This window comes from Azospirillum formosense (assembly GCF_040500525.1).
GTDB classification, from domain to species: domain Bacteria; phylum Pseudomonadota; class Alphaproteobacteria; order Azospirillales; family Azospirillaceae; genus Azospirillum; species Azospirillum formosense_A.
Window position 1 is genome coordinate 1143457 of record NZ_CP159402.1, and the last position, 22651, is coordinate 1166107.

The window sequence follows — 22651 nt, forward strand, 5'->3', positions numbered from 1 at the left end:
ATAACTACAAAAAGGACTGGTCAGGAACCGCTCTCCGATTGCTCGGCATATTATTGCATGCATGAGAAATTTAAATATTCAATTGCTTTGCGATTTTTCCGAGAAAAGATATGATCGGCTAAGTTGATTTCGTCCGCTGCACCGCACCACGGCCTGTCGGACGTTTGCCGAGAGATCGTCGTCATGGTCGGACGTTTCAAGAGACAGGAACCCATGTTCGCCGAGCCGCAACGCGAGGATGCCGCCGGAGTTCCGCAGTCCGGCGCGACCCTGCCGCGGGCCGTGCGGGAGGCGCACCGCGCGCTCACGCGTGCGCTGCAGGTTCGCATCGTCGACCACGGCGTCAGCATGGGGCAATGGTATTTTCTTCGCGCCCTCTGGGACGAGGACGGGCTGACCCAGCGCGAGTTGAGCCAGCGGGTCGGCATGATGGAGCCCACCACCGTGACCGCGCTGAACAATCTGGAGCGGTGCGATCTCGTTCAACGGGTGCGCAACCCTCACGACCGGCGCAAGGTGAACATCTACCTGACGCCGAAGGGCAAGGCGCTGCGCGCCGAGATCCTGCCCTGCGCCGAGGAGATCGAGGAGAGCGCCACCCAGGGCATATCGTCGGACGAACTGGCGCTGACCGTCAGCGTGTTGCGCCGCGTGTCCGCCAACCTCGGCGGCCCGCCCCCCATCGGCGGGGATGATGATCTGGGATGACGCACAGGGCGATGGCCCGTCGTCCCGGATCGGTCGCGCCGGTCAATCGTCGAGATCGGGGGGCGGCGGCAGGCTGGCCCCGGTCAGGTTGGCGCCGGTGAATCGCGCGTCGCGGATGTTCGCGTCGCTCAGAATGGCCCCGGTGAGGTCGGCGCTGGAAAAATCGCAACCGGCGAGGTTGGCGCCGCGCATGTTGGTGCGGATGCAGGAGGCTCCGGTGAAGGTGCTGCCCGTCAGATTCGCCGCCCACAGCCGTCCGGTCGGCCGGCCGTCCGGACCTTTGATGTCCACCCAGCCGATGCCCGCCCCGTCGAACCGGGCTCCGGTCAGGTTGGTGCCGCGAAGCGTCGCCCCGTCGAGGATGGCGCCGCTGAAATCGCTGCCGCTCAGGTCGGCGGCGGAGATGTCGCACATGATGAGCAGGGAGTCGCGCATCTTGGCACCGACCAGCCGAACTCCGCGCAGGTTCGCTCCTGACAGGTTCACGCCGTGAAGGTCGATGTGCGACAGGTCCGCCCCGCTGAGGTCGGCGCGCGACCCCATGGCGCCGTTGGTGTTGATCCAGGTGTAATGATTGTGCAGGGCTTCCTGGATCTGGATCGAGAAATTCTCGGCGGAGCGCGCCATGTTGGCGCCCGTCGTGTCCGCCCCGGCAAGGTCGGTCCCCTCCATCTTCGCGCCCTGGAGGTCGGCGTTGCGCAGGTTGGCGCCGGCCAGGACCGCGCCGTTCAGGTTGGCATCGCGCAGGACGGCGCCCTGGAGATTGACTCCGGACAGGTTGCAGCCGCGCAGGTCGGCGCGGGCAAGGTTGCAGTTCTTCATGGTCGAGCGCATCAGCGTGGCCCCGGCCATCAACGCCCCTTCGCAATCCGCGCCGTTCATCGACACGTCGGTCAGGTCGGCGCCGGACAGGTTGGCGTTCGACATCATCGCGTCGTCCATGTCGCTGCCAGACAGGTCGGACCGCACGAAGTCGAGCCCCTTGCTGCCGTTCGCCCCGCTTCCGCCGTAGAGCAGCGCGCCGCCGCGCAGGTCGGCCTCCTTCAGGATGGCGCGTTTGAGCTTCGCGCCGCGCATGTGGGCGCCGCGCAGATCGGCCCGGTAGAAGTTGCAGCCGGTCAGGTCGGCCTTGGTCAGGTGGGCGGCGAACAGGTCGGCGTGGCTGAGATTCGCGTTGGAGAGGTCGCAATGGGCCATGTTGGCCCCTGACAGTTTACCCTGCGTCAGCTCCACCCCGGCGAGATTCGATCCCTCCAGGTTGGTCATGGTCAGGTTGGCGCGGGTGCCGCCCGACCGGTTCTTCAGCCAACGCTCGTGCTTTTCCAGCACGGCGACCAACTCATGTGGCGTCATGACCCCGTCCGACAATCGGCCCGTTCCCGGCGCGAGGGGGATGGGCGCGGTTACTCCAGCGCTTTGGCAGTGTCATGAGATAATCTGCTTTAATTGTTAACATGCCGTTCCGTTGCCGGTCACCATGCGGCGTCGGACCGGTGCGCGGCTGCGAAGACACAAGGAAGAGGGGGCTTGGAATGACCGGGGGACACACGGTGGCGGCCTTCGATGCCGAACTGGCGCACCTGCATCAGATCATCGTGACCATGGGGCGGCGGGTGGAGGAGCAGTTCACCGCCGCGCTGCAGGCCATCGCCGAGCGGGACGCCGGGAAAGCCGCTCGGGTGATCGAGGCGGACGCCGAGATCGATCGGCTGGAACTTGAACTGGAGGCGCTGAGCGTGCGGTTGCTGGCCCTGCGCCAGCCGATGGCGAAGGATTTGCGCGACATCGTGTCGGCGCTCAAGATCGCCTCGAACCTGGAACGCATGGGCGATTTTGCGAGCTCGGTCGCCAAGCGCGCGGTCACCCTGGCGGACCTGCCGACGGAACCGCCCGTCGCGTCGCTGGCCTGGATGGGCGAGACGGTGCTCGGCATGATCCGCGACGTGGTGACCGCCTATGACGAACAGGACGCCGAACGGGCGATGGCCGTCCGCAACCGGGATGGCCAAGTCGACGCGGCCTACACCAGCCTGTTCCGCGAATTCCTGACCTACATGATGGAGTCGCCAGCCCAGATTACCGGCTGCACCCATCTGCTGTTCGTGGCGAAGTCCATCGAGCGGGCCGGGGACCATGCCACGAACGTCGCGGAAAACATCTGCTACATCGTCCGGGGACGCTTGCCGTCCGAGGAGCGCGCCAAGGGCGACCTCAGCAGCTTTACGGTGGTGGAGCGGGAATAGGCGCGCAGCGCGCGCCCATCGCACTGGCCGGTCAGGCTGGCGGTCGCGGTTTGATTCGGCGCCTCAATGCTTGGGGCGCCAGCCGCTCCCATCCGGTTCGTAACGCCGCCGAACCGCGGCCCAGGCGACCTTGTGGGCCAGACGCTCGCGCTGCAGGGCCTGACGGGCGTCCGGCGACCGGCATCCCTGCCAAGTGTGATTGAAGGCCGACCGGTAAATGTCCTGCGCCGGCGGCGGCAGGCATCGCTTCACCGATTCGGGCAATTCGGTGTTTCGGCGGAAGGTCATCGGGCGTTCCTCCGGCTTATGCTTGCTTGGTTGTCGCCAGTATAGCCGCTATTCCACTGGAGTCCGTAGGGCTTTTTCCTGCGGCGTTGGAGGTAGGCGGGAGGGAGGAGTGGATTAGGCCGAAGGATCGATGCCGAAATCCGGCCATGAAAAAAGCCCTTCCCCGAGCGGTGGGGAAGGGCTTTTTGGTGACCCAGGCAGCGTTGCGACGACCCGTACTGATGGCCTGTCTTACGGCGTGCGGCGCGCGGTGCGGTGCGCCGGGATCGGAATGGGCCGGATCGCCTGCTCTTCGCGGCGGCTGGCGGACATGTCGATCTCGATGCGGGCCAAGGCCTTGCGCAATTCGTGCACCGCTTCCGACAGCGTCTGGATCGACGCTTCGCCGGGCTGCTGGCGCCACCCGCGGTAGGCGTTCAGGCACCCGCGCGCGGTGTCGCGCAGCCGCGCCTCGACGGCGTCGACCGGCGGCGGGTTGGTGCCGGCCGGGCGGTTCGCATCCGTCGTCGCCGCCGCCGTCGCCGGCTGGGCGGCGGCTTGGGCGGGAGCCGCCGCCGGCTGGACCGGGGCCGGCTGGGGAGCCGGCTGCGATTCCGGACGGTTCAGCCGCAGGGTCTCGGTCTGGACCGGAGCGGACGGCTGCGCCGGCGCAGGCTGCGAAGTCGCGGCCTGGACAGCCGCCGGAGCCGCTGCCGGTGCAGCGGTCTGGGCGGCCGGAGCGGGAGCCGGCGCGGCCGCGCGGCGCGCGGGCTTCACCGGCGCCGGCGCTTCCGGAACGGCTTCCGGAGCGGGGGCGGGCGGCGGCTCCTCAGCCATGGCGTCGCCGGCCGGCGCTTCCGCGACGTCGTCGGTGACGGCACCGTCCTCTACCGGCGCGTCCTTCTCGCTGGCCGCTTCCGCCTTGCGGATGATGTAGGAGATGGCGCTGGGCGTGCATTCGAATTCACGCGCGATCGCCGACAGGGTGACGCCGGAACGGTAACGCTCAAGAATTTGCGGCCACGCCGACTGGGGGATTCGTCCGCGCTTCTTCGGAGCCTCCGGTTCGGACCCGGTTTCTGCGTTCATTATGTCGCTCGGTTGCCAAAGTGAATTTTGAGTCATGCGTACGCTGCTTGGGCCGTATCGCGCGCCTTCCGACGCAGCGGCACGCGGGCGCGTGCACGAGCATCACGTCAGGAGCCGTTTTTGCGTGCGATGTTGTCGGTATGGATGAATATCGGGAACTTGCTGGGAAAATACCAGAAGAACTTTGCGCCGTATGGAAAAATTGCGCTTAGGCGGGTTGCCGGAGCCTTAGTCCGAAGGCCGGATTGCCTTGAGCCGTTGCTCCTGCGAAGCGCATAGGAACATCCGCGGACGAGAATTTTAAAAACTGTATTTCACGAATCGGTCGTGCAGGAAGCGGTTGCAACTCGGTTTGAAAATCCGCGGCGGGCCGGAATGCGTTGCGGAGCGTTCTGTTGACATCAGGCGCCCCTTGCATGGCGCACGCTGTCCGACAGGCGGAGTTTTTTCATGCCGCATTCCATCGATCGATTCCGGCCCCGGTCCGGCTCCGTCCGGCGCCCAGCCGGATTGAAGACCGGATTGACGAGCGGATCTGCATCGCGCTCGGCGGTGCCCGCCGTGTCCGCGGGGCTTCTCGCCGCCATCCTGGCTTTTTCGGCACCGGCATTCGCGCAGGATGCGGGGGGAGCCGCCGCTCCGCCGCCCGCCGCGCCGCCGCTGGCGTCCGCCCTGCCGCCCAACGCGCCCCCGACCTTCGCCGACCTTGCGGAGAAGCAGCTGGACGCTGTGGTCTTCATATCCACCACGCAGGCGCCTCCGCAGGGCGGTCCGCAGGCGGGGCCGCGCGGACCGGAGCTTCCGGGATTTCCGCCCGGCTCGCCCTTCGAGGAGTTCTTCCGCGAATTTCGCGACCGCCAGCGCGGGCAGCCGCAACAGCCGCAGCAGGCGCCGCGCCCGACGGCGGCGCTGGGCTCCGGATTCATCATCGACCCGGCGGGCTTCGTGGTCACCAACAGCCATGTGGTGTCCGAAGCCTCGGAGATTTCCGTCACCCTGCACGACGGCACGAAGCTGCCCGCGAAGCTGGTGGGCGTGGACGGGCCGACCGACCTTGCCGTTCTGAAGGTCGACAGCAAGAAGCCGCTGGTCGCCGCCCCCTGGGGCGACAGCGAGGCGCTGCGGGTCGGCGACTGGGTGGTCGCCATCGGCAACCCCTTCGGCCTCGGCGGATCGGTGACCGCGGGAATCCTGTCGGCGCGGCAGCGCGACATCCAGCAGGGGCCCTACGACGACTATCTGCAGACCGACGCCTCGATCAACCGCGGCAATTCCGGCGGCCCGCTCTACAACCTCGACGGCGAGGTGATCGGCATCAACACGGCCATCTATTCACCGACCGGCGGCTCGGTGGGAATCGGCTTCGCCATCCCGTCCTCGGTGGCGCGCCCGGTCGTCGAGCAATTGCGCGACCATGGGCAGGTGCGCCGCGGCTGGCTGGGTGTCCAGGTGCAGAGCGTGACCCCGGACATCGCCGAGAGCCTGGGAATGCAGCAGCCGGCGGGCGCCCTGGTGACCAGCGTGTCGCCGGAAGGCCCGGCGGGGAAGGGCGGCGTCCGGCAGGGCGACGTCATCACCCGCTTCAACGGCGAGTCCATCGAGCAGATGCGCGAATTGCCGCGCGTTGTCGCCGCGACGAAGATCGGGTCCGCGGTCCCGCTGGAGCTGGTGCGCGAGGGCAAGGCCGAAACCCTGACCGTGACGGTGGGCGAGCTGGAGCCGCCGGAACAGGTCGCCCTGTCCGGATCGAGCGGAGCGCCCCGTCCGGAGACGACCATCGACACCAAACAGGTTCTCGGCCTGACCCTGTCGCAGCTGACTCCCGGCCTGCGCGACAGTTTTTCCATCAACCCGGACGTCGAGGGCGTGGTGGTGACCGAGGTCGGCGACGCCAGCGCCGCCAGCGAGCGCGGGATCGAAGCGGGCGACGTCATCGTGGAGGCGGGGCAGGAGCCGGTGAAAACGCCGGAGGACCTGAACCGTCTGGTCGACGACGCGCGCAGCCAGGGGCGCAAGACCGTGCTGATGCTGCTCAGCCGCGACGGCGACCTGCGCTACGTGCCGATGCCCATCGAAGACCGCAAGGGCTGAGGACGGCCGGAGGCTGCCCCCGGGTCTGTCCCAACCTTTTCCTCTACCGTTTGCCGGGCGGCGGGAGTAATTTGCCCGCCACTTGGCGAATGGGATTAATCCAGTGAGTGTAGATTCCGAGGGCCGTCCGCCCGTGCGGCTGTCGGTCGTGGTTCCGGTCTTCAACGAGGCCGAAAACGTCCTTCCCCTCCTTGAGGAGATCGAGCGCGCGCTCTCGCCCGCCGCCGTGCTGGGCCGCGCCTTCGAAGTGATCTATGTGGATGATGGCTCAAGCGACGACACGCTGACGCGCCTTGCGCCGGTGGTCGCCGCGGGCCGCCTGCGGCTGGTCCGCCACGTCCGCCGGTCCGGACAGAGCGCGGCCGTGCGCACCGGGGTCAAGGCGGCGCGGGGGGAGTGGATCGCCACCCTCGACGGCGACGGCCAGAACGACCCCGCCGACATCCCAGCCCTGTTCGCCCTGGCCGCCAAGGGCGGTCCGGACGCGCCGGTGCTGGTCGGCGGCCTGCGCAAGAAGCGGCAGGACACGCTGTCGAAGCGGCTGGCCTCGCGCTTCGCGAACGCGGTGCGGCAATCCTTCCTCCAGGACGGCTGCACCGACAGCGGTTGCGGGCTGAAGCTGTTCCGCCGCGACGCCTTCCTCGATCTGCCCTTCTTCGGAGCGATGCACCGCTTCCTGCCCGCCCTGTTCCGCTCGCACGGCCATCCGGTCGCCTATGTGCCGGTCAACCACCGCCCTCGCGAGCGCGGCGTGTCCAAATACAACAACTGGCGCCGCGGGCTGATCGGCGTGGTCGATCTGCTGGGCGTCTATTGGCTGAAGCGGCGCACCGCGCTGTCGCCCGCGGTCGAAGACCGCTGAGCCCTTCTCCAGACGGACCGGCCGCCGCCCGATGCTCGAACGCGCCATCGCCTGGTACCAGAGCCAAAGCACCGCCGACCTGATCTGGGTCGGCGTCGGCTTTTTCGCGCAGGCGCTCTTCATGATGCGCTTCGTCGTCCAGTGGATCGCCAGCGAGCGCGCCCGGCGCAGCATCGTGCCGGACCTCTTCTGGTATTTCTCGATCGGCGGCGGGGTTCTTTTGTTGGCCTATTCGATCCAGCGGGGTGATCCGGTGTTCATGTTCGGGCAGGGGCTGGGCCTCATCATCTATTTCCGGAACCTCTACTTCGTCCTGAACAACCGCCGGAACGGCGGCGCGGCGGGCTCGCCGTGAGCGCGGTGTCGAACACCGCGGCCGGCCGCCTGCCGGTCCTGGCCTATCTGGCCCTGGCGGTGATCAGCGTCCTGCTGTTCCTGCCCGGCTTCTTCGACCTGCCACCCTTCGACCGCGACGAGGCGCGCTTCGCCCAGGCGTCGCACCAGATGCTGGAAAGCGGTGACTATGTCGACATCCGCTTCCAGGACGAGGCGCGCCACAAGAAGCCGGTCGGCATCTACTGGCTGCAGACCGCGGCGACGCGGCTGGTCGACGGGCCGGGCGGGATGCCGAAGGAGATCTGGACCTTCCGCATCCCCTCGCTGATCGGGGCGGTGCTGGCGGTGCTGGCGACGGCCTGGACCGGGGCACGGATGTTCGGCGGGACGGTGGGGTTCCTCGCCGGTCTGATGATGGCCTCCTGCGTCGTGCTGGGCGTCGAGGCCCGCATGGCGAAGACCGACGCGGTGCTCCTGTCCACCATCGTGATCGGGCAGGCGGCGCTGGCCAGCCTCTATCTGAACCGCCATGCGGAGCGGTCCGGCTGGGCGGCGCCGCTCGCCTTCTGGATCGCCGCGGGCGTGGGCATCCTCATCAAGGGACCCATCGTTCTCCTGGTGTCGGGAACCACGGCGCTCGTGCTGGCGGTGCTGGACCGCCGCGCCGGTTGGCTGAAGCGGCTGCGGCCCCTGGTCGGCCTCGCCATCGTGGCGGCCATCGCCGCCCCCTGGCTGATCGCCATCACGGTCAAGACCAAGGGCGCCTTCTTCGCGGAGTCGGTCGGCCACGACATGATGGGCAAGGTGGTCGGCGGGCAGGAGGCCAAGGGGCTGCCGCCCGGCTATTACCTGGGCACCTTCTGGGTGACCTTCGCGCCCTGGTCCTTCCTGGCCCTGCTGGCCGTTCCCTGGGCGTGGCGCCACCGCAAGGGCGGCGGCCCGGCGGCGGACGCCGTGCGCTTCTGCATCGCCTGGATCATCCCGAGCTGGCTGGTGTTCGAGGCGGTCCCGACCAAGCTGCTGCACTACACGCTGCCGGTCTTTCCGGCCATCGCCATCCTCACCGCCGCCGCGGCGCGCGAGCATTTCCTGCGCCGCGCCGAGGCGCCGCGCTGGGGCCTGTTCTCCGCCGCCACCGTCCTCGGGGCCATCGGCTTCGGCGCGCTGACGATCGCGGTCGCGGTGATTCCCTATCTGGTGGACGGGCGCGTCGATCCGGTCGCGGTCGCCCTGCTGCCGGTGGTCCTGGTGCTGTACGCGCTGGCCGTGCGCCTGTTCGCCCAGCGCCGCGAGACTCATGGCTTCGCGGCCGGTCTGGCGGCGGCGGCCGTTCTGTACGCCGGCACCTACGGCGCCGTCCTGCCGGGAATCGACGGCGTGTGGATCAGCCGGCAGGCCGCGAGGGCGGTCGCGGCGGTGCGCCCCTGCGCCGACAGCGTGGTCGCCTCCGCCGGCTATTCGGAGCCGAGCCTCGTCTTTTTGCTGGGGACCGACACGCGCCTGACCCACGGGACGGGCGCCGCCGCCCATCTTGCCGAGAACCCGTCCTGCGGGCTGGCCCTGGTGACCGACCGGGAGGAGGCGGAGTTCCGCGCCGCCCTGAAGGGGGCGGAGCCGGTGCCGCTCGGCCGTTTCACCGGCTTCAACTACAACACCGGCAAGCGGCTCACCCTGACGCTCTACGCCTCCGCGCGGTCCTGAACGGACCGGAATGGGGTGTCCTCCCGATAGAGGTTGCCGGATGGAGGCTGCGGGCTGAGTAACCCGCCTCCCCCCTGGACATGCGCGGCCGCATCCGGCGGAATCGGCCTTCCACACGCAAAAGGATGGAAGGCCGCCGTGTCATGCTTCGAACGATGACTGTAGCGACCCTCGCGGTGCTGGCCTTTGCCGCACCCGCCGAAGCGCAAAGGCAGGAATATCCCTCCTGGGTGTATGAGGAGATGGTTCCGACCGGCCCCTACATGCGCCGCATGGAGGAGGCCCAGCCGGTCCCCGGTCCCCGGCCGTCCCACTGGGGCGCCATGGGCAACGGCGAGCAGTTCCGCGCCGGCTCGCGCGGCTACGGCACCGATCCGGCCCGCGCCACCCCCTCCTACTCCCGGACCAATTCGCTGACGCCGCCGGTCCGCGACGGGCGCGGCGCGGCCAACGCCGCGCGGCGTGGCGGTGGCGGCGACAACGTGCCGGGCACCCCGCGCGAGGTGACGCTCAATCCGGAGTACAATTTCGAGCGTTGACCGCGGCCTCCTCGGGCCGCCACAGCCAGGCGGCCCCGCGGACCCCGCTCGAATCGCCATGGACGGCCCGGCGGACAGGGGTGTCCAGGCTGTCCGTGAAGGCCCAGCGGGCGATGGCCGGGGGAAGGGCGGCGTAGAGGACGTCCAGGTTCGACAGCCCGCCGCCCAGAACGATCACGTCCGGGTCCAGGACATTGACGATTCCCGCCAGCCCGCGCCCCAGCCGGTCGACCAGCCGGTCGAGGGTGGCGCGGGCCGCGGCGTCGCCGCGTTCCGCCTGGGTGGCGATGGCCTCCGCGGTCAGCTCCACCCCGGTGGCGCGGCGGTGGTCGGCGGCGACGGCGGGGCCGGACACGAAGGTTTCCAGACAGCCGGCCTTGCCGCAGTAGCAGGCCGGTCCGGGGCGCTCCCCGTCGATGGGCCAGGGCAGGGGATTGTGCCCCCACTCGCCGCCGATGGCGTTGCGGCCGCCCAGCGGACGGCCGTCCACGACGATTCCCGCCCCGCAACCGGTGCCGAGGATCGCCGCGAAGACCACGCCGCAGCCGGCCCCGGCGCCGTCCGCCGCCTCCGACACGGCCAGACAGTTGGCATCGTTCTCGACCCGCACCGGCCGCCGCAGCGCCGTGGCGAGGTCGCGGTCGAAGGGCTTGCCGATCAGCCAGGTCGAGTTGGCGTTCTTCACCAGCCCGGTCGCCGGAGAAATGGCGCCGGGAATGCCGATTCCGACGGTGGCCCCCGAGGCCCCCGTCGCGCTCTCCAGCCGCGCCACCAGATCCGCGATGGTCCGCACCGTCGCGCCGTAGTCGCCGCGCGGGGTGGGGACACGGATGCGGGCGCGCTCCTCGCCGGCCGCGCCGAGCGCGATTCCCTCCGTCTTCGTGCCGCCGAGGTCGATGCCGATGCGGATGGCCGAGGGGGAACCGCCGGTGCGTTTCATGGAAAAATGCCCTGATCTGTGGCCCGCGTCACAGACGGACGCCGGTGCTGTTGCAATACTGGGAAAGACCGACGACCCGCAAGACAAGCAACCGCCCGGCAGCGCCGGCGACGGCCGCGCCACAGGCTGGGACAAATGGTCTTCGCCTGGGCGATATGGGTTGACCGTCTGTCGGGATCTTGTAGAACCAGCGAAGGAGAGGGCGTGATCCGTCGGATTCCGCCCGTCAATCAGGGCCACCGGAGCCGGACCAACGATGAATCGCCAGCGCGCCGCCCATCGCATTCCTTCCTTCACCTTGCGCAGCGCCGCCGCCGTCGGCCTCGCCGTGCTGTTCGCCGGCGCCGCGCTGCCGGCCGCCGCCAAGGAGGCGGCGAAGCCGGCGGCCGAGAAAACGGCTGCGAAGGCCACCGCGAAGCCGGCTTCCGCCAAGAGCACCGCGTCCAAGGCCGCCGCGGCCAAGCCCGGCGCCTGCTACAGCCGCGCCGAGCACGCCGCGGAGCAGACCATCCGCATGCACACCGAGATGATGGTGGTCGGCCTGACCTGCCAGCAGGTGAATCCGGACAAGAAGCCATTCAACCTGTACCAGGACTTCACCATCAAGAACCGCTCGCTGATCTCCAATTCGGAAGCGTCGATGATCGACCACTTCCGCAAGAAGGGCGGCGGCAACGCGACGCGGCAGTTCGACATGTACCGCACCGAGCTGGCGAACGAGATCAGCCGCCGCGCCGCGGTGATCGGCACCGGGCTCTATTGCGCCAACTTCGTGGATCGCTCCAAGGCGGCGATGGACCTGACGGCGGACGACATCCGCGTCCTGACCGGCGATGAAAAAAGCGCCGGCCTGATGCATTTGTCGTCAAAGCCGCTGTGCGACGTGCAGGTCGTCAGCAACCCGGACGTGAATTACGACGTCGCCCAGGCCCCGGCCTCGCGCAGCGGCAGCGCGGCGGCGCCGTCCAAGTCGACCGGCAAGGCGACGGCCAAGGCCCCCGGAAAGCCCAAGGAGCCTGCGAAGGCGCAGGTTGTTTCCGCCAAGCGCTGACCAGCCGGCAGCGATGGTGATGCCGGCTCTCACACGCGGACCGGCATCATGCATCGCAGCAGTGGCACAGTTGTTGCGAAGCCCTCTTCACCCCAGTGAAGAGGGTTTTTTTGTGCGGTGCATTCGCTATGGTAGAAATCAAGCGCAAAGTTCACGGAACTGACATGAATCGATATTGCAAATTCTCGGAAAATTGGTATTACCGCAGATAGAGTGCGGGTTTGCCCTCTTGCTCTGTTGAGAGCCGCTGGGCTAACGTTCCGCTCACACAACAATCTTGGCCCCGCGCTCAAGAGCATGGGTAAGCCAATTCGGGGAGTGGCACTTCACGTGACTGGTGTACGAGCGCGCTTGTCTCGCTCGCCGAAGCCTGCGCATCGCGCCGAGGCGAGGTAAGACAATGGAATATTTTCTTCAGCAGCTGATCAACGGCCTGTCGCTGGGCGCCATCTACGGCCTCATCGCGATCGGCTACACGATGGTGTACGGCATCATCGGCATGATCAACTTTGCCCACGGCGAGATCTACATGATCGGCGCCTTCGTGGCCCTCATCACCTTCCTGGCCATTGGCAGCCTGGGGATCACCTGGGTTCCGCTGGCCCTTCTCGTCATGCTGGTCGCATCGATGCTGTTCACCGCCGTCTACGGATGGACGGTGGAGCGCATCGCCTACCGCCCGCTGCGCAACTCGCCGCGTCTGGCGCCGCTGATCTCGGCGATCGGCATGTCGATCTTCCTGCAGAACTACGTGCAGATCCTGCAGGGTGCCCGCAGCAAGCCGCTGCAGCCGATCCTGCCGGGTAACCTGACCCTGATGGACGGCGCGGTGTCGGTCAGCTACGTGCGTCTGGCGACGATCGTCATCACGATCGCGCTGATGTACGGCTTCACCCAGCTCATCACCCGCACCTCGCTCGGCCGCGCCCAGCGCGCCTGCGAGCAGGACAAGAAGATGGCCGGCCTGCTGGGCGTCAACGTCGACCGCGTCATCTCGCTGACCTTCGTCATGGGCGCCGCCCTGGCCGCTGTGGCGGGCATGATGGTCCTGCTGATCTACGGCGTGATCGACTTCTACATCGGCTTCCTGGCCGGCGTTAAGGCCTTCACCGCCGCCGTGCTCGGCGGCATCGGCTCGCTGCCGGGCGCCATGCTGGGCGGCGTGGTCATCGGCCTGATCGAAGCCTTCTGGTCGGGCTACATGGGCAGCGAATGGAAAGACGTGGCGACCTTCACGATTCTCGTGCTCGTCCTGATCTTCCGCCCGACCGGCCTGCTGGGCCGTCCGGAAATCGAGAAGGTGTGAGGCCATGACCGCGATTTCCATGTCCTCGCCGCGGGCCATCGCCTGGCCCGCGATCCTGAAGGAGGCGGCGATGACCGCCTTCGTCGCCCTTCTCCTGACCATCCCGCTGGTCGGCCTGCGCACGGTGGACCGACCCACCGGCCTCGGGCTGGAGACCCGCTGGAACGAGGTGGCCGCCGCCGTCGGTCTGGTCTTCCTCGGCCGTCTCGGACTCTGCCTGATCCGCGAAGGCCACGCCGTGACCGTCCTGGTGTTGGCCGCCGCCGCCACCGCGGCGGGCTTCTTCATCGCAATGCCGACGGAGGCCCTGCGGGTCATCCTGATCGGCGGCGGCACGGTCATCGCGATCCGCGCCATCCTGGCCATCCGCACCGGCCGCTCCAAGCTGTCGCAGGCGGAGCGCGACAAGCGGATGGACCACATCGCCGCGCAGGTGCAGCACGCCTCGCGCTGGCTCGGCCCGATCGCCGTCGTCGTGGCCCTGGCCTTCCCGTTCACGCCGCTGGCCGACCGCCAGCTGCTGGACATCGGCATCCTGCTGCTGACCTACATCATGCTGGGCTGGGGGCTGAACATCGTGGTCGGCCTCGCCGGCCTGCTCGACCTCGGCTACGTGGCCTTCTACGCCGTGGGCGCCTACTCCTACGCGCTGCTGGCCCATTATTTCGGCTTCAGCTTCTGGGTCTGCCTGCCGCTGGCCGGCCTGCTGGCGGCATTGTCGGGCGTGCTGCTGGGCTTCCCGGTCCTGCGGCTGCGCGGCGACTATTTCGCCATCGTGACGCTGGGCTTCGGCGAGATCATCCGCATCATCCTGATCAACTGGTACCAGTTCACCGGCGGCCCCAACGGCATTTCCGGCATTCCGCGCCCGAGCTTCTTCGGCATCGCCGACTTCACGCGGACCCCGGCGGAGGGCACGGCGGCCTTCCACGAGCTGTTCGGCCTGGAGTTCAGCCCGCTGCACCGGATCATCTTCCTCTATTACCTGATCCTGGTGCTGGCCCTGGTGGTGAACCTGTTCACCATGCGCGTCCGCAAGCTTCCGCTGGGCCGCGCCTGGGAAGCCCTGCGCGAGGACGACATCGCCTGCGCCTCGCTGGGCATCAACCGCACGAACATGAAGCTGGCGGCCTTCGCCATCGCGGCGATGTTCGGCGGATTCGCCGGGTCCTTCTTCGCCACCCGCCAGGGCTTCATCAGCCCGGAGAGCTTCACCTTCATCGAATCGGCGATCATCCTCGCCATCGTGGTGCTGGGCGGCATGGGCAGCCAGATCGGCGTCGTCGTGGCGACCCTTCTGGTCATCGGCCTGCCGGAAGCCTTCCGTGAACTGGCCGACTACCGCATGCTGACGTTCGGCATGGGCATGGTGCTGATCATGCTGTGGCGTCCGCGCGGCCTGCTGGCCCACCGCGATCCGACCATCCTCCTGCACGGCCGTCCCAAGGGCGGAAGCGGCGGACCCGCCGCGGGCACCGCCGCCGCCGCCGGCCAGGGCATCGCCGGGGGGAGCGCGAAGTGATGACGACCCATCCCATGACCACCACGCCCCTGCTGACGGTCGAACACCTCACCATGCGCTTCGGCGGCCTTGTGGCGGTGAACGACGTCTCCTTCTCGGCCAACAACGGCGAGATCACCGCGATCATCGGCCCGAACGGCGCCGGCAAGACCACGCTGTTCAACTGCATCACCGGCTTCTACACCCCCACGGTGGGCCGGTTGACGCTGCGCCACGCCGACGGGAAGGAGTTCCTGCTGGAGCGGATGCCGGGCTACCGCATCTCGCAGAAGGCCAGCGTCGCGCGCACCTTCCAGAACATCCGCCTGTTCGGCGGCATGAGCGTCCTGGAGAACCTGATCGTCGCCCAGCACAACAAGCTGATCCGCGCCTCGGGCTTCTCCATCGCCGGCCTGCTCGGCCTGCCGTCCTACACCCGGACGGAGCGGGAGGCGGTCGATCTCGCCAAATACTGGCTGGACCGCGTGCGGCTTCTGGAGTTCGCGGACTGGGAGGCCGGCAATCTTCCCTACGGCGCCCAGCGCCGGCTGGAGATCGCCCGCGCCATGTGCACCGAGCCGGTGATGCTCTGCCTGGACGAGCCGGCGGCGGGTCTCAACCCGCGCGAGTCGGGCGAACTGGCCGAGCTGCTCACCTACATCCGCGACGAGCATAAGATCGGCGTGCTGCTGATCGAGCATGACATGAGCGTGGTGATGACCATTTCCGACCATGTCGTGGTGCTGGATTACGGGCGGAAGATTTCCGACGGCGATCCGGCCTTCGTCAAGAACGACCCGGCGGTCATCCGCGCCTATCTGGGCGAGGAAGAGGACGAGGAACTGCCGCCGGAGGTCAAGGCCGACCTGCCGGAGGTCGCCAAGCGAGCCGAGGAGGGGGCCTGAGCCATGCTGAAGGTATCGGGCGTCCACACCTTCTACGGCGCCATCGAGGCGCTGAAGGGGGTCGATATCGAGATCGGGGCCGGCGAGATCGTCTCGCTGATCGGCGCCAACGGCGCCGGCAAGTCCACACTTCTCATGACCATCTGCGGCAGTCCGCGCGCCCGCATGGGCCGGATCATCTTCGAGGGGCAGGACATCACGCAGATGCCCACCTACGAGCTGGTCCGCCTGGGCATCGCCCAGTCGCCGGAAGGCCGCCGGATCTTCCCGCGCATGAGCGTGCTGGAGAACCTGCAGATGGGCTCCATCACCGCCAAGCCCGGCAGCTTCGCCAACGAGCTGGAGCGGGTCCTGACGCTGTTCCCGCGCCTCAAGGAGCGCATCGGGCAGCGCGCCGGCACCATGTCGGGCGGCGAGCAGCAGATGCTGGCCATCGGCCGCGCGTTGATGAGCCAGCCTCGGCTGCTTCTTCTGGACGAGCCGTCGCTGGGCCTCGCCCCGCTGGTGGTGAAGCAGATCTTCCAGGCGGTGAAGGACATCAACCGCGAACAGAAGATGACCGTGTTCATGGTCGAGCAGAACGCCTTCCACGCGCTGAAGCTCGCCCACCGCGGCTATGTGATGGTCAACGGCAAGGTCACCATGTCGGGGACCGGCGCGGAACTGCTGGCGAACGAGGAAGTGCGTTCGGCCTATCTGGAGGGAGGTCACTGATGGACGGCGTTCTCGGGTCCTCTCTGCCGGTGTTCCTGGGCCTGACGGTCCTGGTGTTCGGCGGCTGCGGCGTTTTGACCGGCCAGACCCTGGCCGAGGGCTGGAAGCCGGTGTCCAGCGCCATCGCCTATTCCGTCCTGCTGGGTCTGGGCGACCGGTTCCTGGTCTGGGGCCTGTTCGGCGGCCAGCTCCTGTCGGTGTATGGATTCGTGGTGCACACCCTGGTGATCGGCGCGATCACCCTGACCACGTACCGCATTTCGATGGCGCGCCGGATGGTGTCCCAGTATCCTTGGCTGTACGAGCGTTCGGGACCCTTCGGCTGGCGCGAACGCGTCGGCGGAACGCTCGCGCAGTGATTGCGAATTCCATGGGTCCGATCGGGATTGGGACGCGGGTGAAACTGTCGCACTTGGCGATGATCGGACTATAGTGGAACCTTGTCGGCACCGGCGCCCCCAGCCCTTGGGGGACCGGTGAAAAGGCCCCCGCGGGGCCGGCGTACGACTCATAACAGGGAGCCAACGAAACTATGAACTACAAGCTTTCCCTCCTCGTTGCGGTTGCGGCGACCGCTATGACCGCCTCGGTGGCGAAGGCCGACATCGCGGTGGCGACCGCCGGCCCGATCACCGGCCAGTACGCCACCTTCGGCGAGCAGATGAAGAAGGGCATGGAGCAGGCGGTCGCCGACATCAACGCCGCCGGCGGTGTCCTGGGCCAGAAGCTGAAGCTGGAAGTGGGCGACGACGCCTGCGACCCGAAGCAGGCCGTCGCCGTGGCGAACCAGCTCGCCAAGGCGGGCGTGAAGTTCGTCGCCGGCCACTTCTGCTCGGGTTCCTCGATCCCGGCCTCGCAGGTCTACGCCGAGGAAGGCGTCCTGCAGATCTCCCCGGCCTCGACCAACCCGAAGCTGACCGAGCAGGGTCTGAAGAACGTTCTGCGCGTCTGCGGCCGTGACGACCAGCAGGGCCAGATCGCCGGCAAGTATCTGCTGGACAACTACAAGGGCAAGAACGTCGCGATCCTGCACGACAAGTCGGCCTACGGTAAGGGCCTCGCCGACGAGACGCAGAAGGCGCTGAACGCCGGCGGCCAGAAGGAGAAGATCTACGAAGCCTACACGGCGGGTGAGAAGGACTACTCGGCTCTGGTGTCCAAGCTGAAGCAGGAAGCCGTCGACGTCGTCTATGTCGGTGGCTACCACACCGAGGCCGGCCTGCTGGCCCGCCAGATGAAGGATCAGGGCCTGAACGCTCCGATCGTGTCGGGCGACGCGCTGGTGACCAACGAGTATTGGGCCATCACGGGCCCGGCCGGCGAGAACACCATGATGACCTTCGGTCCGGACCCGCGCGAGATGCCGGAGGCCAAGGAAGCCGTTGAGAAGTTCCGCAAGGCCGGCTATGAGCCGGAGGGCTACACCCTCTACACCTACGCCGCCCTGCAGATCTGGGCGGAGGCGGCCAAGCAGGCCAACTCGACCGACTCGGCCAAGATCGCCGACGTGCTGCGCAAGAACAGCTACAACACGGTGATCGGCAAGATCGGCTTCGACGCCAAGGGCGACGTGACCTCGCCGGCCTATGTCTGGTACCGCTGGAACAACGGCCAGTACGCCCAGGTCAAGTAAGCCGGCAGGCCAAAAATCCGGTCGTAGGATCCGTTTTCCAAGGAAAACGAAGTCACGCGAAGGCCCGGCGGGAAACCGCCGGGCCTTTCGCGTGACGTGTTTCGCTTGACGTTGTGCCCGCCGGGCGGATCAGAGGGTGGCGGTCATCGACGGAGGCAGTGGAGACGCCATCGGAGGGGATGTCGGAGGAGGCGCCAAGGCCGGGGAGCGCTCCGCCAGAAGCTTCTCCGAGGTCTGCATCACATCCCGCCAGAAGGCGGCGGCGCGCAGGTTGTTGGCAGCCGTGAGTTCGACGAGGCGGACGCGGCTGATGCGGATGGCGGACTCGCCCAGTTCTTCCACGAGGCGGGTCGCGAACAGGAGCACGTCGTGATCGATTTTCATGACGGCATTAACACGCCGGATCGACGGATTGTTCCGCAGGTGCGAAGACGGTTGTTGCAGCACCGCTACATCCTGGCTCCGGTATGCATGGGGCGCGCAGCGGACACTCGCCAAGCGGGGGCGGTTTGGTGTTTGTATGGTCTGCCGTACCCGCATCGTTCGCGGGTCTGACGTTTTGGGTTTTGGAGATCGGATATGCGCAGAAAGCGCGAAGTCGTCGAAGGCCAGATGTTCCGCAAACTGGGGCCGAGCGGTGGAATCTGGCAGGTGATCGCCATCCGCAAGGATGGGCTGGGCACCCAGCATGCCCAACTGCAGCGGTCCGATGACCATAAGACCTTGAAAACCCTGGCGGTGTCCGCCCTGCTTGATCCCACCCAGTTCGAGATGGTCGCAGAACCGCAGGATTGACCCGAGCGCCGGCGTCGCCTGCGCACCCCTTGAGCAACGTCGCCGCGGAAACGCCGCCCCTGCCGAAAGCGGGGCGTTTTCGTGCGTCCGGATTGCTGGGCCTAGACGCAAACCCACCCCAAAAGTCATGACCCTATCCGATAGTATTAAGAGAAATTCGACAAGCGATTGCTTTGATCGCAAATGAATAGGAAGACCGCGACGAACGTTCGGGTAATGCAGAAATGCAACATCTCTGTGCATCCTTTCGCGGGGCACTTGTGACGGTGAGTGGTTGCTGTTATTTCCGGTTCATGACGTTTCAACCGCCGACGGAATGCGGCGGGCTCGCCCGATGAAGGCTGGCGTCGCCAGACACCCGCCCTTCGAACGGTTCGCTTCGACAGCCCCGGCAACGCCGTGAACAAAGGAAGAAGAAAATGACTCTGCGTGGGATTCTGCTCGGAACGGCGCTCGCGGCGATGCTGCCGACCGCCGCCATGGCCGCGACCGAGGGCTTTTACGTCGGCGCCGGCGCCGGCGTGAACTGGACGCGCGACGCCGATCTGCGCTTCGAAAACACCCCGACCGACGCCAGCACCAGCTTCAAGCTGGGCGGGATCGGCGACATCTCCGCCGGCTACGCGACCGCCGCCGGCCCGCGCGCCGAGCTGGAGTTCGCCTGGCGCTGGCGCAACGCGATCGACAGCACCGACAGCTCCAACGCGGCGGTGAACGGTCTGGGCGGCAAGGCCAGCTCGCTCGCCTTCATGGGCAACGTGCTGTACGACATCAACACCGGCACCGCATTCACGCCCTACATCGGCGTCGGCGCCGGTATCGCCCAGGTCCGTCTGGACCTCGGCGGCTTCGATGACCGCGACTGGGTCTTCGCCTACCAGGGCATCGCCGGCGTGTCCTACGCGCTGAGCCAGAATCTGGCGCTGACGCTGGACTACCGTTACTTCGCGACGCTCGATCCGAAGTTCGATCTGGGCGGCCCGGCCGGCCTCGCCAGCTCCACCGTGAAGGGCGAGTACCAGAACCACACCGTCATGGCCGGCCTGCGCTACACCTTCGGCGCTCCGGCGGCCGCCCCCGCGGCGGCTCCCATCGCTCCGGCGGCTCCGGTGCAGGCGCAGCCGCAGTCGGAGTATCTGGTGTTCTTCGACTGGGACAAGGCCAACATCACCGCGGCGTCCGACAAGATCATCGGCGATGCCGCCGCCTCCGCCGGTCAGGTGCGGGCGGTCAGCATCCATGTGGTCGGCCACACCGACACGTCGGGTTCGCCGGCCTACAACCAGCGCCTCTCGCTGCGCCGCGCCGACGCGGTGAAGAACGCGCTGGTCGGCAAGGGCGTCGCCGCCAACCAGATCACCGTCGAGGGCAAGGGCGAGACCCAGCTCCTGGTGAACACCGGTGCGAACGTCCGCGAGCCGTCGAACCGCCGCGCGCAGATCCTCATCCGCGTGCAGTGAGCCGACGGGCCGCCGGTCCCCGTCGGGACCGGTCGGCGCGATCAGGACAGGAAAAGGGCGTCGCCACCGCGACGCCCTTTTCCTGTCAGCACCACTCCCTTATGAGGGAGAAACACGCGCGGCTTCGCGGAATCATGCATCAATTGTGGCATGAAACCTCCGGTCGGCGTATGAGGTTCATACCGGAAGCCGCACTTTGGTTTGAGACGACCGAGGCCGGCCCGGTCCCAGCGGACCCTGTCCCATCGGGTCATCCCCTCCAGCCGCCTTCGCCGAAGCAGGGTTGTCATGCAGGTATTGATCGCCGACGATCACTCCATTGTTCGCAGCGGCCTGACCCATCTGGTCGGCGAACTGGACGAACAGGCCAACGTGGCCGCGGCGACCAGCTTCGGCCAGTTGACCCAGTTGCTGGACCAGGGGAGCTACGACCTCGTCATCATGGATCTGCGCATGCCGGGCCTCGGCGGCCTGGACGACGTGGAGGCGGTGGTGAAGCGGGTGGCGCCGGTGCCGGTCGTCGTCTTCTCGATGATCGACTCGCCGGACGAGATGCGCGCCGTGCTGTCGCGCGGGGTGCGGGCCTTCATCCCCAAATCCACCGACGACGTGCTGGTCGTGAACATCCTGCGTCTGGTCATGGCCGGCGGGTCCTATGTGCCGCCGGTCCTCGGCATGCCGGGGATCGCCCAGGCGCCGGCCGCCGCCAAGCCGCAGGAGCCGAGCGTCTTCGACGGCATGACCCGCCGCCAGCTGGAGGTGCTGGACCTGCTGGCCCAGGGCCTGTCGAACCAGGAGATCGGCGAGCGGCTGGGCTTGAACCTGTCCACCGTCAAGACCCACGTCACCGGCGTGCTGAAGGCGCTCGGGGTGGGAAGCCGGACCCAGGCGGTGCTGCTGGTCAAGGAATCAGGCCGCGACCGTCTCGTGTAGGCTGCGGACCAGGGGAACCCCCACGGCGAACACCGTGCCGCGCCCTTCGGCCGAGCGCAGCTCCAGCGGGTGGCCGAGCAGGCGGGCCAGCCGGTCGACGATGGCCAGCCCCAGCCCGATCCCCTCGCTGCGGTCGCGGTCGGGACGGTCGAGCTGCACGAATTCCTCGAAAATGCGCCGGCGGTCGGACTCCGCGATGCCGCGCCCAGTGTCGTAGACCTCGATCCACACCGTGTCGCCGCGGCGCCGGCAGCCCATCAGCACGCCTCCCTGTTCCGTGTAGCGCACGGCGTTGGTCAGAAGGTTGCGCAGGATGCGCTCCAGCAGGAACGGGTCCGTCCGCACCGACAGATCCGTCGGAACGACGCGCAGCCGCAGCCCCTTGTCCTCGGCGATCCCGGTGAACTCCGCTTCGAGCTGGTCGAACAGGGCGGACAAGGTGACGTCGGCGGGCTTCGGCTCGACCACCCCCGATTCCAGTTTCGAGATCTCCAGGATGGCGTTCAGCAGGTCGTGCATGGAGCGTTGGGCCAGCCGCAAGTCCTTCACCAGCGCCAGGGCGCGGGGCTTGTCGAGCTGCCGTTCCAGCATGCCGGTGAACATGTTGATGGCCTGCAGCGGCTGCTTCAGGTCGTGCCCGGCGTGGGCGAGGAAGCGCGACTTCGCCAGATGGGCCTGCTCCGCCGCCACCTTCGCCGTGTGCAGCTCGGCGGTGCGGGAGCGCACCTGGGCCTCCAGGGTGGCGTTGGTCTGCTCCAGCGCCTGGGTCATTCGGGTGATGTCGGCGAATTGATTCTGCACCTGCCGGACCATCGGGCGGAAGATCACCAGGACCTCGGCGCACAGCGTCAGCAGGGTCAGGATCAGGGCGGCGAAGCCCAGATTGTGCAGGGTGGCGAAGCCGCGCTCGCCCGCTTCTTGGTAGCGCGCCACCATGTGCTCCAACCCCGCCAGCAACGGCCCGAGCGCCTGATGGGTGACAAGGTCGGCCTCGGGCATCCCGGGGGGCAGGCCGGCGGGACCGGCGGCGATCACCGCCCGGAGCGCGGCGATGTGGCGGAGGACCAGATCGTTCAGCGGTTCCGGCCCGTCGAAATAGAGACGCCGCACGTCCTTGCCCATGGCCGGTCCCTCGTCGGCGCCGGTCAGGCGCCGGTGGGCGTTCTCGAACATGTCGGTCGCCTCGGCCAGTCGGGCGGTCAAGGCGCTCCGTTCGGCGTCGGTCGGGGCGTTGCGGAGCTGCTCGGCCAGCAACGCGGTGCGCTGGGACAGCATGCGCTGGCGCCCCGAGATGTTCACCACCTCAAGCATGTCGGCGTGCTGGTCGATGACCCGCTCGGTCATGATGAAACCGGCCAGCGTGCACAGCGCGATCACCCCGAGCGCCAGCCCGTAGCGAAGCGTCATCCAGCGCGCCGTGGTGTTGCCGATGGGGACCATGCCGTCCGTCCTTCCGGTGCGGACCTTGACGATGATCAAGGCCGGGTTATGCACGAAGGATTACTGTACCGCCATAGCCGATGCTCGGCATTCGCGAATGCAGAAAACGAACGCAGCGATCCTTGGGCAGCGGATCA

The 22651-nt window shown here is 67.7% G+C and carries 23 protein-coding genes; 17 read left to right on the top strand and 6 right to left on the bottom strand.

What is annotated here, in order from left to right; translation table 11 throughout:
- Positions 1-213 precede the first annotated feature (213 nt).
- On the top strand, positions 214-708 hold the full coding sequence (locus tag ABVN73_RS05415; protein WP_353859253.1) for a MarR family winged helix-turn-helix transcriptional regulator: 495 nt from the start codon (positions 214-216) through the stop codon (positions 706-708).
- 42 nt (positions 709-750) lie between these two features.
- Here ABVN73_RS05415 and ABVN73_RS05420 read toward each other — a convergent pair whose 3' ends face one another.
- On the bottom strand, positions 751-2061 hold the full coding sequence (locus ABVN73_RS05420; protein WP_353859254.1) for a pentapeptide repeat-containing protein: 1311 nt from the start codon (positions 2059-2061) through the stop codon (positions 751-753).
- Between the two features lie 179 nt (positions 2062-2240).
- Here ABVN73_RS05420 and phoU point away from each other — a divergent pair, with 179 nt between their 5' ends.
- A complete protein-coding gene (gene phoU / locus ABVN73_RS05425; protein WP_353859255.1) occupies positions 2241-2951 on the top strand; it encodes a phosphate signaling complex protein PhoU in 711 nt (236 codons plus the stop codon).
- A gap of 63 nt (positions 2952-3014) precedes the next feature.
- Here the strand turns inward: phoU and ABVN73_RS05430 are convergent, their stop codons facing one another.
- Positions 3015-3239, bottom strand: a complete 225-nt coding sequence (locus ABVN73_RS05430; protein WP_353859256.1) for a ChaB family protein — start codon at positions 3237-3239, stop codon at positions 3015-3017.
- A gap of 231 nt (positions 3240-3470) precedes the next feature.
- Positions 3471-4307, bottom strand: coding sequence for a hypothetical protein (locus tag ABVN73_RS05435; protein WP_353859257.1), 837 nt, complete (start codon positions 4305-4307; stop codon positions 3471-3473).
- 522 nt (positions 4308-4829) lie between these two features.
- Between ABVN73_RS05435 and ABVN73_RS05440 the strand changes: the two genes are divergently transcribed.
- The 5 genes from ABVN73_RS05440 to ABVN73_RS05460 all read left to right on the top strand — a co-directional run bounded on the left by ABVN73_RS05440 (position 4830) and on the right by ABVN73_RS05460 (position 9836).
- The gene (locus tag ABVN73_RS05440) at positions 4830-6398 is read left to right on the top strand and encodes a Do family serine endopeptidase (protein WP_353859258.1); all 1569 of its coding nucleotides are present in this window, start codon (positions 4830-4832) and stop codon (positions 6396-6398) included.
- Positions 6399-6501: 103 nt separating this feature from the next.
- Complete coding sequence (locus ABVN73_RS05445; protein WP_353859259.1) at positions 6502-7260, top strand: glycosyltransferase family 2 protein; 759 nt, start codon at positions 6502-6504, stop codon at positions 7258-7260.
- Positions 7261-7291: 31 nt separating this feature from the next.
- Positions 7292-7615: a lipid-A-disaccharide synthase N-terminal domain-containing protein gene (locus ABVN73_RS05450; protein ID WP_353859260.1), complete on the top strand. Its 324-nt coding sequence runs from the start codon at positions 7292-7294 to the stop codon at positions 7613-7615.
- On the top strand, positions 7612-9297 hold the full coding sequence (locus ABVN73_RS05455) for a glycosyltransferase family 39 protein (protein ID WP_353859261.1): 1686 nt from the start codon (positions 7612-7614) through the stop codon (positions 9295-9297). The genes ABVN73_RS05450 and ABVN73_RS05455 overlap by 4 nt, the downstream gene beginning before the upstream one ends.
- Positions 9298-9452: 155 nt before the next feature.
- Positions 9453-9836, top strand: coding sequence for a hypothetical protein (locus ABVN73_RS05460; RefSeq protein ID WP_353859262.1), 384 nt, complete (start codon positions 9453-9455; stop codon positions 9834-9836).
- Here ABVN73_RS05460 and ABVN73_RS05465 read toward each other — a convergent pair.
- Positions 9808-10776: an ROK family protein gene (locus ABVN73_RS05465; protein WP_353859263.1), complete on the bottom strand. Its 969-nt coding sequence runs from the start codon at positions 10774-10776 to the stop codon at positions 9808-9810. The two genes, ABVN73_RS05460 and ABVN73_RS05465, sit on opposite strands and share 29 nt — an antisense overlap.
- A gap of 256 nt (positions 10777-11032) precedes the next feature.
- Between ABVN73_RS05465 and ABVN73_RS05470 the strand changes: the two genes are divergently transcribed.
- From ABVN73_RS05470 to ABVN73_RS05500, 7 genes are all read left to right on the top strand, one after another.
- A complete protein-coding gene (locus ABVN73_RS05470) occupies positions 11033-11827 on the top strand; it encodes a hypothetical protein (protein ID WP_353859264.1) in 795 nt (264 codons plus the stop codon).
- A 400-nt stretch (positions 11828-12227) separates the two neighbouring features.
- Positions 12228-13133, top strand: a complete 906-nt coding sequence (locus ABVN73_RS05475; protein ID WP_353859265.1) for a branched-chain amino acid ABC transporter permease LivH — start codon at positions 12228-12230, stop codon at positions 13131-13133.
- Positions 13134-13137: 4 nt separating this feature from the next.
- Entirely contained in the window at positions 13138-14655 is a 1518-nt protein-coding gene (gene livM, locus ABVN73_RS05480; RefSeq protein WP_353859266.1) for a high-affinity branched-chain amino acid ABC transporter permease LivM, read from the top strand.
- Complete coding sequence (locus tag ABVN73_RS05485) at positions 14655-15539, top strand: ATP-binding cassette domain-containing protein (RefSeq protein ID WP_353859267.1); 885 nt, start codon at positions 14655-14657, stop codon at positions 15537-15539. The genes livM and ABVN73_RS05485 overlap by 1 nt, the downstream gene beginning before the upstream one ends.
- A gap of 3 nt (positions 15540-15542) precedes the next feature.
- Positions 15543-16253: an ABC transporter ATP-binding protein gene (locus tag ABVN73_RS05490; protein WP_353859268.1), complete on the top strand. Its 711-nt coding sequence runs from the start codon at positions 15543-15545 to the stop codon at positions 16251-16253.
- Positions 16253-16612 carry a DUF6867 family protein gene (locus tag ABVN73_RS05495; RefSeq protein ID WP_353859269.1) on the top strand — a complete coding sequence of 120 codons (360 nt, stop codon included), beginning with the start codon at positions 16253-16255 and terminating at the stop codon, positions 16610-16612. The genes ABVN73_RS05490 and ABVN73_RS05495 overlap by 1 nt, the downstream gene beginning before the upstream one ends.
- A 173-nt stretch (positions 16613-16785) precedes the next feature.
- Positions 16786-17886: a branched-chain amino acid ABC transporter substrate-binding protein gene (locus ABVN73_RS05500; RefSeq protein ID WP_174440041.1), complete on the top strand. Its 1101-nt coding sequence runs from the start codon at positions 16786-16788 to the stop codon at positions 17884-17886.
- Positions 17887-18015: 129 nt separating this feature from the next.
- Here the strand turns inward: ABVN73_RS05500 and ABVN73_RS05505 are convergent, their stop codons facing one another.
- Entirely contained in the window at positions 18016-18270 is a 255-nt protein-coding gene (locus ABVN73_RS05505; RefSeq protein WP_353859270.1) for a hypothetical protein, read from the bottom strand.
- 195 nt (positions 18271-18465) lie between these two features.
- Between ABVN73_RS05505 and ABVN73_RS05510 the strand changes: the two genes are divergently transcribed.
- The 3 genes from ABVN73_RS05510 to ABVN73_RS05520 all read left to right on the top strand — a co-directional run bounded on the left by ABVN73_RS05510 (position 18466) and on the right by ABVN73_RS05520 (position 21074).
- The gene (locus tag ABVN73_RS05510; protein ID WP_353859271.1) at positions 18466-18681 is read left to right on the top strand and encodes a hypothetical protein; all 216 of its coding nucleotides are present in this window, start codon (positions 18466-18468) and stop codon (positions 18679-18681) included.
- A gap of 419 nt (positions 18682-19100) precedes the next feature.
- Complete coding sequence (locus ABVN73_RS05515; RefSeq protein WP_353859272.1) at positions 19101-20141, top strand: OmpA family protein; 1041 nt, start codon at positions 19101-19103, stop codon at positions 20139-20141.
- 288 nt (positions 20142-20429) lie between these two features.
- Positions 20430-21074 carry a response regulator transcription factor gene (locus tag ABVN73_RS05520; RefSeq protein ID WP_353859273.1) on the top strand — a complete coding sequence of 215 codons (645 nt, stop codon included), beginning with the start codon at positions 20430-20432 and terminating at the stop codon, positions 21072-21074.
- Here the strand turns inward: ABVN73_RS05520 and ABVN73_RS05525 are convergent.
- Entirely contained in the window at positions 21051-22514 is a 1464-nt protein-coding gene (locus ABVN73_RS05525; RefSeq protein WP_353859274.1) for an ATP-binding protein, read from the bottom strand. The two genes, ABVN73_RS05520 and ABVN73_RS05525, sit on opposite strands and share 24 nt — an antisense overlap.
- Between the last annotated feature and the right edge of the window lie 137 nt (positions 22515-22651).

Excerpts from the sequence above, each read along its gene's own strand:
- ABVN73_RS05525 (WP_353859274.1), bottom strand. The coding sequence starts at position 22,514 with ATGGTCCCCATCGGCAACACCACGGCGCGCTGGATGACGCTTCGCTAC.
- ABVN73_RS05505 (WP_353859270.1), bottom strand. The coding sequence starts at position 18,270 with ATGAAAATCGATCACGACGTGCTCCTGTTCGCGACCCGCCTCGTGGAA.
- ABVN73_RS05415 (WP_353859253.1), top strand. The coding sequence starts at position 214 with ATGTTCGCCGAGCCGCAACGCGAGGATGCCGCCGGAGTTCCGCAGTCC.
- ABVN73_RS05490 (WP_353859268.1), top strand. The coding sequence starts at position 15,543 with ATGCTGAAGGTATCGGGCGTCCACACCTTCTACGGCGCCATCGAGGCG.
- ABVN73_RS05515 (WP_353859272.1), top strand. The coding sequence starts at position 19,101 with ATGACTCTGCGTGGGATTCTGCTCGGAACGGCGCTCGCGGCGATGCTG.
- ABVN73_RS05465 (WP_353859263.1), bottom strand. The coding sequence starts at position 10,776 with ATGAAACGCACCGGCGGTTCCCCCTCGGCCATCCGCATCGGCATCGAC.
- ABVN73_RS05495 (WP_353859269.1), top strand. The coding sequence starts at position 16,253 with ATGGACGGCGTTCTCGGGTCCTCTCTGCCGGTGTTCCTGGGCCTGACG.
- ABVN73_RS05485 (WP_353859267.1), top strand. The coding sequence starts at position 14,655 with ATGACGACCCATCCCATGACCACCACGCCCCTGCTGACGGTCGAACAC.
- ABVN73_RS05420 (WP_353859254.1), bottom strand. The coding sequence starts at position 2,061 with ATGACGCCACATGAGTTGGTCGCCGTGCTGGAAAAGCACGAGCGTTGG.
- livM (WP_353859266.1), top strand. The coding sequence starts at position 13,138 with ATGACCGCGATTTCCATGTCCTCGCCGCGGGCCATCGCCTGGCCCGCG.
- ABVN73_RS05520 (WP_353859273.1), top strand. The coding sequence starts at position 20,430 with ATGCAGGTATTGATCGCCGACGATCACTCCATTGTTCGCAGCGGCCTG.
- ABVN73_RS05450 (WP_353859260.1), top strand. The coding sequence starts at position 7,292 with ATGCTCGAACGCGCCATCGCCTGGTACCAGAGCCAAAGCACCGCCGAC.
- ABVN73_RS05435 (WP_353859257.1), bottom strand. The coding sequence starts at position 4,307 with ATGAACGCAGAAACCGGGTCCGAACCGGAGGCTCCGAAGAAGCGCGGA.
- ABVN73_RS05460 (WP_353859262.1), top strand. The coding sequence starts at position 9,453 with ATGACTGTAGCGACCCTCGCGGTGCTGGCCTTTGCCGCACCCGCCGAA.
- ABVN73_RS05500 (WP_174440041.1), top strand. The coding sequence starts at position 16,786 with ATGAACTACAAGCTTTCCCTCCTCGTTGCGGTTGCGGCGACCGCTATG.
- phoU (WP_353859255.1), top strand. The coding sequence starts at position 2,241 with ATGACCGGGGGACACACGGTGGCGGCCTTCGATGCCGAACTGGCGCAC.
- ABVN73_RS05510 (WP_353859271.1), top strand. The coding sequence starts at position 18,466 with ATGCGCAGAAAGCGCGAAGTCGTCGAAGGCCAGATGTTCCGCAAACTG.
- ABVN73_RS05475 (WP_353859265.1), top strand. The coding sequence starts at position 12,228 with ATGGAATATTTTCTTCAGCAGCTGATCAACGGCCTGTCGCTGGGCGCC.
- ABVN73_RS05470 (WP_353859264.1), top strand. The coding sequence starts at position 11,033 with ATGAATCGCCAGCGCGCCGCCCATCGCATTCCTTCCTTCACCTTGCGC.
- ABVN73_RS05430 (WP_353859256.1), bottom strand. The coding sequence starts at position 3,239 with ATGACCTTCCGCCGAAACACCGAATTGCCCGAATCGGTGAAGCGATGC.